At 34.2% G+C, this 17024-nt stretch carries 11 protein-coding genes and 1 pseudogene; 4 read left to right on the top strand and 8 right to left on the bottom strand.

Annotated elements, in window-relative coordinates; genetic code table 11:
- Window positions 1-13 precede the first annotated feature (13 nt).
- On the top strand, window positions 14-1294 hold the full coding sequence (locus INQ25_RS02365) for a M48 family metalloprotease (RefSeq protein WP_174515763.1): 1281 nt from the start codon (window positions 14-16) through the stop codon (window positions 1292-1294).
- Between the two features lie 27 nt (window positions 1295-1321).
- On the opposite strand, the gene INQ25_RS02360 is transcribed toward INQ25_RS02365, so the two are convergent.
- Window positions 1322-1651 (bottom strand): TrbC/VirB2 family protein, encoded by a 330-nt coding sequence (locus tag INQ25_RS02360; RefSeq protein WP_155968336.1) that lies wholly within the window; start codon window positions 1649-1651, stop codon window positions 1322-1324.
- A gap of 94 nt (window positions 1652-1745) precedes the next feature.
- Window positions 1746-2480 (bottom strand): 3-oxoacyl-[acyl-carrier-protein] reductase, encoded by a 735-nt coding sequence (gene fabG / locus INQ25_RS02355; RefSeq protein ID WP_015589136.1) that lies wholly within the window; start codon window positions 2478-2480, stop codon window positions 1746-1748.
- 266 nt (window positions 2481-2746) lie between these two features.
- Here fabG and INQ25_RS02350 point away from each other — a divergent pair, with 266 nt between their 5' ends.
- Together INQ25_RS02350 and INQ25_RS06940 are read left to right on the top strand one after the other, a co-directional pair.
- On the top strand, window positions 2747-4267 hold the full coding sequence (locus tag INQ25_RS02350; protein WP_174516815.1) for an HlyD family type I secretion periplasmic adaptor subunit: 1521 nt from the start codon (window positions 2747-2749) through the stop codon (window positions 4265-4267).
- Window positions 4268-4409: 142 nt separating this feature from the next.
- Window positions 4410-5495: pseudogene (locus tag INQ25_RS06940) on the top strand (IS3 family transposase).
- A 298-nt stretch (window positions 5496-5793) separates the two neighbouring features.
- Here the strand turns inward: INQ25_RS06940 and INQ25_RS02325 are convergent.
- From INQ25_RS02325 to INQ25_RS02300, 6 genes are all read right to left on the bottom strand, one after another.
- On the bottom strand, window positions 5794-6663 hold the full coding sequence (locus tag INQ25_RS02325) for a hypothetical protein (protein ID WP_213862994.1): 870 nt from the start codon (window positions 6661-6663) through the stop codon (window positions 5794-5796).
- Between the two features lie 18 nt (window positions 6664-6681).
- A complete protein-coding gene (locus tag INQ25_RS02320) occupies window positions 6682-8553 on the bottom strand; it encodes an ankyrin repeat domain-containing protein (protein WP_213862993.1) in 1872 nt (623 codons plus the stop codon).
- A 378-nt stretch (window positions 8554-8931) separates the two neighbouring features.
- Complete coding sequence (locus INQ25_RS02315) at window positions 8932-9783, bottom strand: ankyrin repeat domain-containing protein (protein ID WP_213862992.1); 852 nt, start codon at window positions 9781-9783, stop codon at window positions 8932-8934.
- A 317-nt stretch (window positions 9784-10100) separates the two neighbouring features.
- Window positions 10101-10304 (bottom strand): hypothetical protein, encoded by a 204-nt coding sequence (locus tag INQ25_RS02310; protein ID WP_213862991.1) that lies wholly within the window; start codon window positions 10302-10304, stop codon window positions 10101-10103.
- 66 nt (window positions 10305-10370) lie between these two features.
- On the bottom strand, window positions 10371-12716 hold the full coding sequence (locus INQ25_RS02305) for an ankyrin repeat domain-containing protein (RefSeq protein ID WP_213862990.1): 2346 nt from the start codon (window positions 12714-12716) through the stop codon (window positions 10371-10373).
- A 422-nt stretch (window positions 12717-13138) separates the two neighbouring features.
- Window positions 13139-15955 (bottom strand): lipase family protein, encoded by a 2817-nt coding sequence (locus INQ25_RS02300; RefSeq protein ID WP_213862989.1) that lies wholly within the window; start codon window positions 15953-15955, stop codon window positions 13139-13141.
- 799 nt (window positions 15956-16754) lie between these two features.
- On the opposite strand from INQ25_RS02300, the gene INQ25_RS02295 reads away from it, so the two are divergent.
- On the top strand, window positions 16755-17024 hold a 270-nt coding region (locus INQ25_RS02295), incomplete at its 3' end, for an ankyrin repeat domain-containing protein (RefSeq protein ID WP_213862988.1).

Raw genomic sequence — 17024 nt, 5'->3', positions numbered from 1 at the left:
GCACAGAATTTTCATGTTTAGAGTTGCTAAGTTTTTGACCTTATTGTTCTTTTTTGCATATTGTAATAATGCTTACTCTATTAACATTATTAGAGATAGTGAAGTGGAAGCAATAGTGAAAGAGCTAGCGCAACCTTTATTTTCTGCTGCGGATATTGATCATGAGCAAATAAAAGTTTTTATAATTAATGACAATTCGATTAATGCTTTTGTAATTAACAATAACAGTATTTTCATTCATTTAGGACTTTTACAATATTCGGCTAAACCTTATGTCCTGCTTGGTATATTAGCACATGAGATTGCTCACATATCTGCTGGTCATATATTGCAAATGAGTAGTGCTATGGGTTATTTTCAATCGATAGCAATGATTAGTTATATGGTAGGATTAGTTTCTAGTATTATCATTAACCCTCAGGTTGCTGGTGCAATTTTGCTTAGTGGTGTAGCGTTTAGTTCAAGGCTATTTTTTAACTATTCTCAAGAGCAAGAAAGTGTAGCAGATAGCTATGCTTTAAGGTATCTTGATGAATCTGGCTATGATAATTCAGGTATGAAAGAGATTTTTGATTATTTTAAAAGTATTGAGCATGAGAACACCGAGGAATATTTCCGCACTCACCCACTTAGTGAGAAACGTATATTTGCTGTACAAAATTATAAGGTTAAAAACAACGTAAAACCAATTTTTGCGGATAAGTTACTAAAGTTTGAGCGTGTGGTTGCCAAGCTAGACTCTTTCTTTGCTCCTATTCATGTGTTATCTAATAAATATGAAAATAATTCTGAGTATGTAAATGCTATAGTTTGCTATAGGCAAGGAAAGATAGAAGAGGCTATTGCTAAAGTTAATTCATTGATTCAAGAGTCACGCAATGACCCATACCTATATGAATTAAAAGCAGAAATGCTATACAAGGCCGGAAATTTAAGTGAAGCAATAAAAATGTATGAGGAATCGCTTAGGTATTTATCTGAGAAAAACAGTTATTTAGTGAAACTTGCATTATCTCATACTTTATTATTACACGGTGATGCAAAAAAGGCGATTTTTTACCTGGAGCAGATTTTGAATGTAGAACCAGATAACGCTTTTGTCTGGAAGTATTTAAGCATTGCATATAAATGTGAAGCTGATACGGCAATGCATTATTTTGCCTTGACAAAAAAGGCTTGTATTGAAGGTGATTTAAAGCAATTTACAAAATATGCTGAGCTAGCTGTTAAAACTTTACCAAAAGATAGCCCTTATTTGTTGCAAGTTGAAGATATGAAGCGGTTTAATGGATAACAAAAAAGCATTTCTGCACTTTTTGGATTATTTTTGTCCACACTTTTCCAACATAGTTTTTGCTTCATCGCTTACGTTGGGCATAATTTTCGTTATGATAGTTTTAGCGCCAAAAAATACACCACAGAACATGCCAAGAGCAAAGAGGGCTGGCCACGGCATCCTGCCAAATATTGCAAGCAAAGCTGCACCAATTATTACTACCGTCATAAGTGGACCGCCTATCCCCCAAACATAACCAATAATATTGCATATTACTTTAGTTGTGTCATCCATATCAGGGTCAGCTGCATAACCTGAGAAAGAGAAAAGCAATACTACGCAAAAAACACTAAAAAATTCCATTATAGAGCTCATTTTTTTGCCTCTAAGTAATAAATTAACCTAAACCTACACCTACACATTTTTTATTTTAAAGTAAAAATTATAATTTGTCCATACATAAGTGTTGCTACATAAATAACCCACCATTAATATTGAGCACATGCCCTGTTATATATTTTGCTTCATCACTTGCTAAAAACAAGACCCCTGCTGCTATTTCTTCCCCTGTTCCCATTCTTTTCATTGGAATATTATCTAATATTTTTCCCTTTTGTCCTTCATTTAAAACTTCAGTCATTTTAGTATCTATAAACCCAGGAGCAATACAATTTACTGTTATATTACGACTTGCAACTTCTTTTGCTATGGATTTGCTCATAGCTATTATTCCAGCTTTAGACGCCGCATAATTTGCTTGCCCGGCGTTTCCTGTCAGCCCTATTATTGAGGAAATATTTATAATTCTTCCCCAATTATTCTTAATTAGTTTTCTGCATGCTTCTCTACTCAGCTTAAATGTAGAGCTCAAGTTAATATCAATTACTTTTTGCCATGCTTCATCTGTCATTCTCAATAATAAACTGTCTCGCGTAATACCCGCATTGCATACGAGCCCGTCAAAGCCTTCCATCAGCTCACTTGCTCTATTTATTAGTTGATTTACTTCCTCAGCATTTGATAAATCACAAGGGAGTACATGCATGTTTTTTTCATATTGTTTAGCAACTTCTTCGAGCACTTCTTTTTTTGTGCCAGAAATACATAAAGTTGCTCCGGCTTTGTGCATAATTTTTACAATTGCTTGCCCTATTCCGCCTGATGCGCCAGTAATCAGGAACTTTCTGCTTTCCAATTTAAGCATAATAACTTTATATTATCTTAATTCCTAACAGAATATTGACTAGTTGGCAATAGATTTCTTACATAATATAAGTAACTCAGATATTCACAAAATAAAGAAAAAGTTATAATAAAGTTAAACGTCAAAAAATTTTAAAAACATAGTTGATGCAGGAATTGTTACTAAATAGTTTATTCTGGTGCTCTACAGTCTAAATGGAATGCTTAAATTATAGATTCTTTGTTTTTGTGTGTTATCTTGAGTTAACACAAATTCACAGTAGTATTATGATAAGTAAGTTAAAAAAGCTTAGCGCTGGATTTTCTTTGACAGGCTTGATTGGCCATGGTGATAATATAAATATGCAAGGAGCAAAAAATAAAAAGAAGAAGTACCCAAAATTTTTGGATAAGACGTTTGCATTGATTGATGCAGTGATAAATTTTATTTTAAAACGCGAAAGTAATAACGTAAATGAAGTCCTGAAAGTAACATGGGGACCACTATTTTTTGGTCTGGTAGTAATACTCATCTTTTTTGGGATAGGTGGTATTTGGTCGGCTATAGCTCCAATTGACGGTGCGGTGCATGCAAGTGGAGAAGTTATTGTATCTTCAAATAGAAAAATAGTTCAACACTTGGGCGGAGGAATAATAAGCAAAATTTTAGTAAAAGAGGGTCAAGCAGTTAAAAAAGATGAGCCTCTAGTTTTGTTGAGTGATGTTAACGAGAAGGCGAATTTAAGTATCATCAAAGAGAAGCTCTTATCATTTTTAGCAACAGAAGCAAGGCTTCTTGCAATCAGAGTAGATTTGGACACGCTCGAGTTTCCTGATGAGGTTAAAAAATTATCTCACGATGAACTTGTAAATAAAGCGATAAAGAATCAAGTAAAGTTGTTCAACTCTCAGAGAAAGAGCATATTGGGAAAAACAGACATACTGCAACAACGTATAAAGCAGTTAAATGATGAATTAGCGGGGCTAAACTTTCAACTAAATGCAGCTCATAAGCAATATGACTTGATAACTGAGGAGTTGGAAACAAAAAGACAATTACTTGATAGTGGCCATATAAGCAAACCACACATTTTAGCTTTAGAAAAGCAGTTTGCTGAAATTGAAGGCAGAGTTGGACATTACCGTTCTGCAATATCTCAAGTGCAGCAAAAAATTGGAGAGAACGAATTAGAAATTATAAACGTGAGAAATGATTCTCAAGAAAGAGCAAACGCTGAACTTAAGGAAGTTAGTACGTCTATTGCAGACTTGAAAGAGAGACTGATGGTTGCTGAAGATTCATTAGCACGTACAATAATTAAATCGCCTCAAGATGGGATAGTCACAGATATAAGATACCATACTGAAGGTGGTGTTATACAATCTGGAGTTCCGATCATGAGCGTAGTGCCATCGGATGATGACCTAATAATAGATGCTAAAATTCAGACCAGAAACATAGAAGAGATACTGTCAGCACAAAAGAAAGATAGCAACATAGTCTCTATTGATGGGCTAGAAGGGCTAAAGGTTAAAGTTCGTTTAAGTGCTTACAGTGCACGTCGTTTAAGTTTAATTAATGGTATAGTAAGCAATATTTCTCCCGATGCCCTTGATGATCCAAGGCTAGGGCGTTATTATTCAGTACGTGTAGTGATACCAAAACCAGAGCTTGCTCAGTTTAAAAACGTATACCTATACCCTGGTATGCCAGCAGAAGTGTACATAGTTACTCAATCTCGTACTCTTTTATCATTCTTGTTTACGCCTATAATTGCAACAGTCGATAGGTCTTTTATAGAAAGGTAGCTCACTCGTTAAAGTAGTAGTGAAAGTGCCGTAATAAAATTTAGGTACATAATTAGACAATAGGCTTCTTGACCTTACCCAGAAAAAGTGGAGAGAAAGAAAGGAGTTTTTTCGGGTAAAATAAAATTTTGGAGGATTAGAAATGGTAAGAGAATATACGGCAGAATTCAAATTGGAAGCTGTTAAGCTGGCAAATGAACAAAGAAAGGTAGGTCAACCAGTTGCAAAAGTAGCAAGAGATCTAGGAATAAGGGATAGTGTATTAGGAAAATGGATGAAGAAATATAACGAAAAAAAGTCAGCGGCAAATGCATTTCCAGATGTAGCACCTTATGACAAAGAGAGATTTGATTTACAGAAAGAGTTAGCAAAAGTAACAAGGGAAAGAGACATTTAAAAAAAAGCCCTGGCCAGTCAAAAAGAGTAAAATATTTTTTTATATAGTAACTGCTATAAAGTACAGGAATTATGTAGGATTTTCTGCTAGTGGCTACTATAAGTGGACCACAAGAAAAATAAGCAGTAGAGAATCAGCAAATAAAGAGCTACTCGCAGCTATTCAAAAAATATATCAAGTTTCTAAATGTAGATATGGAGCTCCTAAAATTCATGCTGAATTGAAGGCTTTGGGTAAAAGTTGCAACTTAAAAACAGTGCAAAGTATTATGCAGAAAAATGGTATTCAGGCTATATTGAGAAGAAAATTTAAAATTAAGAAACAACAAACGGACAGTAGCTCCCAATATATTAGACCAAAACTTTATTGTCGATCAACCAAATAAAGTATGGGATTACTTATATAAAAACCAAAGAAGGATGGCTATATTTGGCAACAATAATCGATCTATATTCACGCATGGTAGTTAATGAGCAGTTCAATAAATAAACAATTGGTTATGGACTCTTTATTAATGGCCGTTAACAAGCGTAAACCTGCCAAAAATCTACTATTACATAGTGATCAAGGTTCACAATATACTTCGCAAGGTTATCAATATCTCTTATCCATAAAAAACATAGATGAGTCATAAAGGTTGTTGTTACGACAATTCTGTTGTGGAAAGCTTCTTTAGCTCATTGAAAAGAGAAATACTTATTGATACTTCACAACACTCTGCTCAACAAACTAGAACTGCAATATTTGAATACATAGAAATTTTTTATAACAAACAACGTCACTATTAACTATTGCATTCCTGAGCATTTTGATTCATCATTCTCTTTGTGAAAAACATTCCAAACTTTCTCTCCACTTTTTCTGGGTAAGGTCAATACCTTTAAGCCCAACACCAAGCTCGAGAAAGTAGAAAGTGTGGAGCAGCCTATTCAGTCTTCTTTGAATCTAACATGAAAGGCTATGCTCAAAAAACTATAAGCGTCCAAGTAATTTTTTAAATAAGATAACTCCTTTAGAATATCTCTTAAGCTATTAACTTAACATCACCATAGGATTTAAAACATTCCCCAAAAAATGTTAAAGCTATTTTAGTAAAATACTCAAAACTTGACCCTAAGCAACTTTGAGTTCATGCTCCTGGTACTCTTGCTTTACCTTCCTGCATAATCGCTTTTGGAGGAAATATATTACTGGATGAAGAACTCACTATATCACCACACTTTAAACCTTTTACCGCTGCTTTGACTCCTTCCGAGACTTTTTTAGATAGACTAATTGTTTCAAAAGATTGACAAAGTTTTCCAGACCTTTCAAAATATCCCTGTTTAATAGCATCGTAGACCCAATATCCACCAAGCGAGCAATTCTCACCTAATTCTTCTTTACAATTTTTGAACTTTTCCAGTATTTCCTTTTTGTTACTAACTTCTACTATTATTTTATCTTGCTTGTCAGGGTACAAATTAACTTCTAATTCTCCTAAACTAGTAGAGAAAGTTAACACTATATTACTATTGTCTGCAAGATTAGTGTAATGCCTTATGCCATTTTCCGTTATAATTTCTACCTCACTTTTACCGATCTTTACTATATCTCTTCCGTATTCTATTTTTCCTTGAGTTAACCCTAAGCTCCTTGCCCCATCTGTTATCTTTGCGACATCTATTATGCTATCCTCTGAATACTCTAAGTAGAAAGTAGAGTTGTCCATTTTTGCATCTTTTAACTTACCATTAGTTGCACCTCTAACAACTTCCATAAACTTGAGAGTAAGATTTGCACAACTTCCATGAGCTTTTATCATATTAGTTTCATGATCTTCAAATTCTAATTCCAGTGTATTGAGCACATACATACTATCTACAACATACCACACCGCTCCTTTTGATACTAATTTACATATTATATCACTAGCAACCTTGGAGTTCTTTTCTAATTCACTAATCTCTTTTATTCTTTTCATCACACAATCCATAAAGTTATACTTATCTTCATACATCTTTCCATATAGCTTTCCTTAATGAGGAAAATTAAACCTTATTCCAGACTTTATAGCTTCGTTTACAACTTGTTCTAATTGATTCATGTCTTGCGCTTTACCTACTTCATCTAAAAACACTTCTAACTTTGCCTGCTGGTCTAGTATTAAATTATCCCATAGAGTCCTAGATTTAAGCAGATGCTTTTCACTATCTAACCCTTTGAAATCTTTTATTCCTGCTGCCAGCAACAATCTTTCTGCTTCTTTACAACAAGTTTCATCACTATGAAAAACATCTCTGATATATTGAAAGATTCGTAACTTCCCTTTATTGTTATGAAGGCTTAAAACTCTCTTTAAGTCTTGAGTACCCTTGCGTTCATTCAAAAACTTTTCTAATACAGTAAGACCTTTACTTAGAGAAGAAGGGTTATCTTTGTCAACACCACCAAGAATACAGTCTAATTCTTGCTGCAACCTTTCGTGATCCTCAGTTAAAAGATAACCTTCAGCATAGTAGTTACAATTATCAATTGCTATGTCTAGTGGGGTCTTTCCTTGTTTATCACATATATCAGATCTAGCTCCACTGTCCAGAAGTGAAGAGATGAGATCATTGTAATCAGTGCTTGCAATACAATGTAAGGGTGTTTTTCCTTCATTATCCTGCTCATTAAGATTAGTTCCTTTTTCCATAAGAGAAGCTATACTATTAGGTCCAGTAGCATAATGCAAGGGTGTCTTTCCTCTATCATCCTTTACATTAGGGTTAGCTCCTGCCTTCAAAAGTAAAGCTACAGAATCGTCATATTCTTTTTCTACCCCAGCTATACTTGATATTATGTGTAATACTGTTAATTTAGATTCTCCTCTTCTAAGATTAAGGACTTTTTCTAGATCTTGATTATCTCCATTGTCTTGTAAAAAATTTCTAAGTCTCACAATATAACCATGTTCATTATAATCACCTTCATCACTAAAAGACAGGTATGCTTGGAGGATACTGAATAATTCTTTATTTAATTCTCTTTGACTTGGTGTTAGACCAGATATGCCAGCAAGCCGTATATGCATTAAGCTATTGAATATATCTCCTCCAACAATATCAACTAAAGAATGATCATCACGACATAGCAATGAGTATTTAAGTGATTCATATTCATCATCCCTTTGCTCTTTTCGAAACTGTTTTAAATTATCACTTTTGGTTAGTTTTTCTAAGTACTTTAGGATTCTATTTTTATTTCCCAATAAAAAATCTACTCCCTTTTCCATTAAAGCACATACTGCTTCTTTATGACCATTTTCGGCAGCAAGAAATAATGGCGTCAACCCCTTTTTATCTATTATATTAATTTCTGCACCTTTTTCTAATAGAGCATCCATTGTCTTTATATGACCATTTTTAGCAGCCATATGCAATGGAGTACGCTTCATTCTATCCACTTCATTAACCTTTGCATCTGCGTTTATTAAGATTTTTACTACCTCTGCGTGACCTTCTTCGGCAGCTAAGTGTAACGGAGTCACCCTGTTTAGATCTACTGCATTGACCTTTGCATCTGCGTTTATTAAGATTTTTACTACCTCTGCATGACCTCCTTCGGCAGCTAAGTGTAACGGAGTCATCCTATCTAGATCTACTGCATTGACCTTTGCACCTATTTCCAATAGAGTCTTCACTGCCTTTATATAACCATTTCCAGCAGCGATATGCAATAGAGTACATCTCTCTGCGCAATTGTTTATCCAATAATTCACATTAAAATTAAAATTTTTCCACTCTTTATACGTGGTTGGATCTATTGCTTTTAACTTCTCTTTTATTTTTTCAATTATGTTATCCCTATTTAAATCATTGTCAGAATTTATTGCACTTAATATTTCTAACCACTTATAATGTATCATATTTCTACCCTATGCTATTGAATTGTTTATATTTAGCTCTTACCACTACACCTAGCAGCACTTGTCTCACAACCACATTTTTTTAGCTCTTCCATATTTAATTTGTCACTAAACACAATTAGTTATACAAAAACCCATCTACTGTCAAGATGTATCAGTGGATGTTGCCTACTTACGTTGGACTCGCTTAGCCTATTACTAGGCTTTAATGCTACATCTTATCAGTGATACCTTCAGTCCGACTTAATTTTGAAATGGATGTTATAAGTAACTCAATATTATCTTCTTGCACTTTATCCAGTTTAGTTCTTTTAGCAGCCTGTGAAGGAACATTACTGTTTGCATCAGAAGCAACACGCTTTTTATTAAGAAACTTAACTACACCTGGATGACTATACTCATCAACGATATCTGAGGAGTTTTTTTGTTAACATCCACTGCATCAACGTCAGCTCCATTTTCTACAAGATATTTAGCTATATCTGAGTAGCCACATTCAACAGCAAGGTGTAAAGGGGTACTTTCATCATCATTCTGTGCATCAATGTAAACCTCTTTTTCGCCTGTAAGATCCTCTACAAAATATCTAACTATACCTAAGTTGTTACGTTCAACAGCAGAGTGTAAAGGAGTATAACCCCAATCATCCCTCACATTAACGTTAACTCCTTTACTCACAAGATATTCAACTACCTCTAAATTGCCACCTTCAGCAGCAAAATGTAAAAGAGTGCAACCACAACCTGATCTTATATTAACGTCAACCTTTGTTTGATTTATAAAGTATTTAACTAGGTCAGAGTGACCATTTTGGGCAGCAATGTGCAAAGGAGTGCAGCCATTATTATCCTGTGCATCAACGTTAGCTTCTTTATCTACAAGATATTTAACTATATCTAAGTAACCACGTTCAGCAGCAAAGTGTAAAGCAGTGCAGCTTGAGCTGCTCTTTGCATCAACGTTAGCTTTTTTTTCATCTACAAGATATTTAACTGTCTCTAATTTACCAAGGCAGACAACTGCATACAGAAATGTCTCTTCTACACCTATATCCTCCTGAGAATCTAACATGGCGGAAGCGTATTCTGTGTCCAATTTACTGTCAAGCCACTCTTCATATACATCTTCTGAATCTTTACCTTGTTGTTCTAACTCTTCTTTTATTCTGTTCATTATATGTTCCTTATTTATAGCACTTATTAATGATTCCAGTAACTGACCAAAGTTCATAATTTCACCTCATCTTAAAGATTCATATCTTAATTATTACATGACTGATGTCAAAATCAAGAATTTTATATACCATCTCCAGAATTATAAGTGATTGTTTCAGTTTGTTGTAGGCATAAGGCAGCAACGTATTTGCAATTCTTCTTAGCTAACCAAGGGAAGCTTGACTTGAAATAATATAGGGACGGTATTAATCAATAAAAGTTGATTCCGCTCTCAGCACCCAAGTAGACCTTTCTTGTGTTAGCTATAGTCTCTGTAGACAAAAACAGTTATATCTACACTGTATGGTTTTTGATATTTCTTAGTAAACTTTTCTATCCACTATAAGTAGGTTGGCGAACAAATGTTTTTTCGTTTATACTGATTTCATTTAGTTCATTGCCAGGCTTCGATACTACATATGTAATACTACCAGCAACAGTTCCAACTGCCAACGCAGCAGCTACAGCTATGCCAGCTATAACTAACATTGATAACCCAACATTCGCAGCAAAACATCCAATAGCCACTGTCAACATGGTTATTATGCCTACAGAGAAGCCAATTTTTACCGCTTTATTAGCGATATGTTTGGCTTCCGCGTTTTATGTAGCTTGCACTATACCCTGTTTACTATTCTCAACAGCCATATATAAAGGAGCTTTGTCAGCATTATTCTTTGCATCAGCGGCAACCTTCTTTTCATTTAAATACTTAACTATATCTAAGCAACCATTTTCATTAGCAACATCTAAAGGAGTTTTATTATTATAATTCCTTGCATTAAGGTCAGCTCCATTTTCTACAAGATATTTAACAATATCTAAGTGCTTGTTTAAAACAGCATGGTGTAAAGGGGTATTACCAATCGAGTCTTGCACATTAAGAGCAGCTCCGTTTTTTACAAGATATTCAACTATGTTTAAGTGACCTCCTAGAACAGCAAAATAGAAAGCAGTGTAGATATAACTGTTTTTTGTCTCAACATCAGCTTTTTCTATAAAATATTTAACTATGTTTAGGTGACCCTTTAAAGCAGCATGGTGTAAAGGGGTAGTGCCACGATAGTTTGCCTCAGGAGTAGCTCCGTTTTTTATAAGATATTCAACTATGTTTAAGTAACCCTTAGTGGCAGCATGGTGTAAAGGGGTATTACCAATCGAGTCTTGCACATTAAGAGCAGCTCCGTTTTTTATAAGATATTCAACTATGTTTAAGTAACCCTTAGTGGCAGCATGGTGTAAAGGGGTATTACCAATCGAGTCTTGCACATTAAGAGCAGCTCCGTTTTTTACAAGATATTCAACTATGTTTAAGTGACCTCCTAGAACAGCAAAATAGAAAGCAGTGTAGATATAACTGTTTTTTGTCTCAACATCAGCTTTTTCTATAAAATATTTAACTATGTTTAGGTGACCATTTGAAGCAGCACAGTATAAAGTGATACTACCAATTAGATTAAGAGGAGCTCCGTTTTTTACAAGATATTTAACTATGTCTAAGTAACCACCTTTAGCAGCAGCATATAAGGGGGTAGTGCCACGATAGTTCTTCATATTCGGATTAGCTCCTTTTTTTATAAGACATTCAACTATATCTAAGCGACCACCTTCAGCAGCAGCGTGTAAGGGAGTATTATCATCCTTGTCTTGTAGATTAAGAGCAGCTTCGTTTTCTACAAGACATTCAACTATATCTAAGTGACCACTTAAAGCAGCAGCATATAAAGGAGTATCACCCTTCTTGCTTCGTAGATCAAGAGTAGCTCCGTTTTTTACAAGATATTTAACTATGTCTAAGTAACCACCTTTAACAGCAGCATGTAAGGGGGTAGTGCCACGATAGTTCTTCATATTCGGATTAGCTCCTTTTTTTATAAGACATTCAACTATATCTAAGTAACCCTCTGAAGCAGCAGCATATAAAGGAGTATCACCATCCTTGTCTTGTAGATCAAGAGTAGCTCCGTTTTTTACAAGATATTTAACTATGTCTAAGTAACCCTTAAAGGCAGCAAAGTACAAAGGAGTAAAGCCGTGATTGTTCTTTGCATTAGGATCAGCATGATTTTTTATAAGATATTCAACTATGTTTAAGTGACCTTCTGAAATAGCAAAATAGAAAGCAGTGTAGATATAACTGTTTTTTGTCTCAACATCAGCTTTTTCTATAAAATATTTAACTATGTTTAGGTGACCATTTGAAGCAGCACAGTATAAAGTGATACTACCAATTAGATTAAGAGTAGCTCCGTTTTCTACAAGATATTCAACTATGTTCAAGTGACCCTTTGAAGCAGCAGCATATAAAGGAGTATCACGATCGTCTTGTAGATCAAGAGTAGCTCCGTTTTTTACAAGATATTTAACTATGTCTAAGTAACCACCTTTAGCAGCAGCATATAAGGGGGTAGTGCCACGATAGTTCTTCATATTCGGATTAGCTCCTTTTTCTATAAAATATTTAACTATGTTTAGGTGACCCTTTGAAGCAGCAGCATATAAAGGAGTATCACCATCCTTGTCTTGTAGATCAAGAGTAGCTCCGTTTTTTACAAGATGTTTAACTATGTCTAAGTAACCCTTAAAGGCAGCAAAGTACAAAGGAGTAAAGCCGTGATTGTTCTTTGCATTAGGATCAGCATGATTTTTTATAAGATATTCAACTATACTGAAATTATTCTTGCGAACAGCACTGTGTAGGGGAGTATGATCATCCTTGTCTTGTAAATCAATAGCAACATTTTTTTTACCTACAAGATATTCAACTATTCTTAAGCGATCCATGGAAGCAGCTACATGCAGTAAAGTAGTCTTTACATCCATATCGGAAAATATTATGTCAAAATCTTGTTCTTTTAGCTGATTTTCTATTCTATCAATAACATTACTCTCATCTACACCATCTTGTATTATTGCACTTAATATCTCTTGCAACTCACTTAAATTCATAATTTTACCTTAGTTTAAAACACGCCTTTAATCATTATATGCCTGATACAAAAGTCAAGAATTTTATATGTCTTCCTGAAAATTACGAGCGATTGTTTTAGTTGCTCTGCTTGATCGGTAGAAGGAGCATATTTGTGCAATTCAATAGAAACATGCCTTTCTTCAGCATCACAAAATTTTTAATTATTGACTTTCCCCAAAAACGCAAAAAAGTAAGTATATTTGTGAGAATAATTTAAATAAAAGCGGCGTTGTGAAAATAAAAGCGTAAAATTGTTGCAACGAAGTTGGGCAAATTAGTTCGTACCTAAATGTGGCAAAAGTAGGCTAATATAGCTGGTTTTGCGATATAGTCAAACTATTATACAAGAAAGTTCAAACGGTACAAGTGGTGGGACGAGTATAATTTAAAACCTTAAAAACTATTTTTTAGCATCTGCAAGATCGATACCGTTTGTTTGATCAATTTCAACATTGCTAAGCGCTGTATTTGCTTCATACGAACAGTAACATCCTACTGCAAGAAAAGTTAATGCAGCTACAGCAAGTGAAATACACATTGCTAAATGAAACATTGTTAAACTTGCACCAACAGCAAATGCCACAGATAACAAAAAAGAAACAGAAGCATAGATTACTTGCTTTCTACTTTGAGCATTTACTGCTGAGAGTTTTTTGTTTTCATTACCCAGGCTGAGATCTTTTTCTTTGGCGAGCCGACTATTTTCTGATAAAAGTTGAATTTCTTTTTTAGTAAGACAATCAATACTTGCTTGTTTACTTAATGTCTCATGCTTTAGTTGTGAAACATTTTTCTTTGTACTATTCAGCTCTTTATTTTTACCTTCAAGTTGTTCCTGCAAACATTGGATTTGACTTTCCACCCTATTTTTGCTTTCAAGTTGTTCATGTAGATTTTTAACTTGACTCTCTAGTTCTTTACTTTTGGTTTCAGATTCCTGCAGCTTTGTCTTCGGGTCGTTATTTTCATTTTTGGGCTTTTTCAGCTTTAGCTCATTCTTTAGTTTGTTGTTTTCTTCAGTGAGCTGAGTTACTTCACCAGTTTTGTTAGTTAAGTCTCGCTTTGCACTACTCAGGTGCCCTTCTAGCTGTTTTGCTTGCTTTAGATCTTTTTCTAATTGTGAAATATTTTTCTTTGCAACATCTAGCTCTTTCTTCCCCTCTACGAGTTGTTTTTTTGTTTCCTCAAGTTCTTGAGCAAGTTGAATTACTTCACTAGTGTTGCCAACCAATTCTTGCTTTACACTATCCCGCTCCTGTTCCAACTGAGTTTGTGTGCTCTTAAATGTTTGAATTTCTGCATTCAAGGCTTTATTTTTATCATCCAGCTCTTTTTTGCTGTTTTCAAGGTTAGCTTCTTTGCTCTCAAATTCCCTAGTTATTTTAGCCAATTCTTGCTTTGCACTCTCTTGCTCTCGTTCTAACTGAGCTTGTAATTGTGAAACCTTTTGATTTGCATCATCAATCTTTTGTTTTGCTTGTTCCAAATCTTCTTTTAATTTTAAAATATTTTCATTTGCATTATCCAGCCCTGTCTTGCTGTTTTCAAGGTTAACTTTTATGTTCTTATATTGCTCTTTAAGCTTACTGCTTTCTTCAGTAAATTTAGTTACTTGATTATTTAGCTTGCTAATCTTTTCCTCCTTCTCTGCAAGCTGAGCTCCTGTACTCTTAAGTTCTTTAGCTTTTGCATCCAAGCCTTGATTTAGCTTTTTCTTCTCCTGCGCAAACTGAGCTTGTGTATTTTTAAACTCTTCCAGCTTTTGGTTCGCATCATTCAGCTCTTGATCCTTGCTGTTAAGTTCCTCAGTTTTTTCATTCAAGCTTTGTTGTGTACTCTTTAGCGTTTCTTTTAGTTGACTCTTGTCTTGAGTCAATTGAGCTACTTTATCATTAAGCTCATCACACTCTTGTTCTTCTTGTTTCAATTTTTCTTCTAATTTTGGGGCATATTCAATCGGTATTTCAGAAAGCTTAATATCCTTATTTTCTTCCCTGACTTCTTCAAAGAATTTCTCGCCATCTATACATGTAAAGTTAAGTAGACAATTTATTAAGTGGTAAAATGGACTAAGCACGTAAGAAATATAAAAATACCTAGATGCATTGCTGTCTGATTTAAAATTTTCCTGCTTTACTTCCCGAATAAGTTTATAATAGGTATCAATTTTATGATAGTATGGCTCTAAATAATCTAGAACTTTATCCGTTTCTAGTTTTAATGGTTTACCTGCATGTTTATAATGCGCACCAGCATTACCGTGTGGCAGACATGGTACTGGGTCTGATTGACAAGCTACTCTAATAGTCTTCTTTCCAAGACACTCACTGTAAACTTCAGCAGCATCATTGTAGAAAACTCTTGGGGAGCCAAAAGTTGCAACATTAATGTCTTTGGCTTCTTCTGTTTTATCAAGACATAAAGCAGCTATAGTAGCAAGAGCACCTCCCATGCTATGACCTGTAACATTAATTTTTAAACTTTTGATTCCTTCTAATCCTTTATCATTAGCATGCCCTTGTAATATCTTGTGTACGCTGGGCCAAGAGCGTTTGAATAAAGAGTAGAAACCAGAGTGGATATAATTATCTCCAGATAAAAATGATAACTTAGTCAAAGATGCACGAAGATCTTCCTTCAAATCATTCAAATCGCGAGTACCATGATAAGCTATAGTTACTTCCTTGTCTTTAATAAAAACATAACCAACATCTCGATTGTATGAATTGCTACCCGTCAAAGCATAGCCGACATTGTGTTGTTCTAATTTATAATCACTATCCGAGCAATATTTATCTTGAATGAGTTCATTGTCATAAAATTTTATTATTTGATAACCTGCTTCTTCAAACTGCCTTTTAGTTTCATATTCATCTTTCTTTAATTTCCTGTCCCCATCACCATAGGCAATTTTACTGAGAGTACACATTTCTAGTAATTTTTCTTTATCAAATTCTGCAATTTGTCCTGTTATCAGATCGGCAAGGTCAGAAGCATCATTTAACTCACTATTCTCAGAACGCTCTATATTCTTCCATATTTTAATTAAACTAGAAATGTCTTGATTCAAAAGCGCGTCGAGATCATGTTCATCTCGAGCTTCTAATTCACTCTTAATTGGTCCGAGCTTTTCAATTAAGACCTCTTTTATTAAAGTATTGCTAATATTTACAAAATCATCGCTAATAGAATTTTGATTATCAATAACACCTGGCATATTTCTTACTTACTACAAGCTTAATTAACTTAGTATACCACTATGCAATTATTTAGTCAAATAAGTTATCAATTTAATAAGATTAACCATAAATCTTTTCGTCTTCAACGGTACAAGCAATATTTGTTCAGGAGCGTTTCTGGGAGGAATATTACAGTAACTAGCGTTAACAGCAATTCAATTATTTACTTTCTTCACAAAACACAAAAAAAGTACGTATATTTGTGAGAGTTTTTTACGTAAAAGGGGTGTTTCAAAAACAAAAACGTAAAATTATTACAACAAAGCTAAGCAAATTAATTCATATATAAATGTGGTTAAAGTAGGCTAATATAGCTAGTTTTGCGTTATAATAAAATTACTATAAAGAAAAGTTCGCACAGAACAAGCGGTAGACCAACTGATCCCAAAAAAACTTGTTCTCACGCTTGTTATTTTAAGTTGCTGAAAGTGGTTGTATCGGTTAGGTTATTAGTAATATATTTTACTAAATTAATACCAATTCATTTGAGAATAAAAAGGAAAACTAAGGTAAATTTATAGCAAAAAAGGTTTGTGCTCATCTTATGACAAAGATGCAATAGAAACTCTCATGGAAAAGAGGCAAAGATTGTGGAAGTATATAGAAAAAGCTTTATGACGCTCAACGAAAAAAGGGAGGCGTTTGGCTTGCTGATGTTGCAGGTGATGATGAATTGAATTAAAAATTTTATATATAATGTAAGTGTAGTAATATTAATAAATATCAAATATTTATACTGCATTATCATCTAGCATACTAACAAATTAGAGGTAATTTATGAACGAAATACAACAAAGAGAGTTAAATGAACAACTTTTTAATGCTGTTGTACAGGGTAATATAGGGCAAATTGAGGAGTTAATAGTAGCTGGAGCAGAGGTTAATGCGGTAGATGAGGGTGAAAAAGCTTTTTCACGTCTTTCTGCTTTAAGTAATACAAGGGAAAGAGGGGTAGTAGAGGCAGCGAATATTCAGCAACTTAGACTCACTCCTTTACATTATGCTGTTTTAAGTGGCAGAGAGATGGTAGAGCTTTTAATCGAAAAA

The sequence above is a fragment of the Wolbachia endosymbiont of Rhagoletis cerasi genome (assembly GCF_018454475.1).
Lineage (GTDB): Bacteria > Pseudomonadota > Alphaproteobacteria > Rickettsiales > Anaplasmataceae > Wolbachia > Wolbachia pipientis.
This window is presented reverse-complemented; position numbering and strand designations above follow the sequence as displayed.

Excerpts from the sequence above, each read along its gene's own strand:
- INQ25_RS02320 (WP_213862993.1), bottom strand. The coding sequence starts at position 8,553 with ATGATACATTATAAGTGGTTAGAAATATTAAGTGCAATAAATTCTGAC.
- INQ25_RS02300 (WP_213862989.1), bottom strand. The coding sequence starts at position 15,955 with ATGCCAGGTGTTATTGATAATCAAAATTCTATTAGCGATGATTTTGTA.
- INQ25_RS02365 (WP_174515763.1), top strand. The coding sequence starts at position 14 with ATGTTTAGAGTTGCTAAGTTTTTGACCTTATTGTTCTTTTTTGCATAT.
- INQ25_RS02350 (WP_174516815.1), top strand. The coding sequence starts at position 2,747 with ATGATAAGTAAGTTAAAAAAGCTTAGCGCTGGATTTTCTTTGACAGGC.
- INQ25_RS02310 (WP_213862991.1), bottom strand. The coding sequence starts at position 10,304 with ATGTTGACAGTGGCTATTGGATGTTTTGCTGCGAATGTTGGGTTATCA.
- fabG (WP_015589136.1), bottom strand. The coding sequence starts at position 2,480 with ATGCTTAAATTGGAAAGCAGAAAGTTCCTGATTACTGGCGCATCAGGC.
- INQ25_RS02360 (WP_155968336.1), bottom strand. The coding sequence starts at position 1,651 with ATGAGCTCTATAATGGAATTTTTTAGTGTTTTTTGCGTAGTATTGCTT.
- INQ25_RS02315 (WP_213862992.1), bottom strand. The coding sequence starts at position 9,783 with ATGAACTTTGGTCAGTTACTGGAATCATTAATAAGTGCTATAAATAAG.
- INQ25_RS02305 (WP_213862990.1), bottom strand. The coding sequence starts at position 12,716 with ATGAATTTAAGTGAGTTGCAAGAGATATTAAGTGCAATAATACAAGAT.
- INQ25_RS02325 (WP_213862994.1), bottom strand. The coding sequence starts at position 6,663 with ATGTATGAAGATAAGTATAACTTTATGGATTGTGTGATGAAAAGAATA.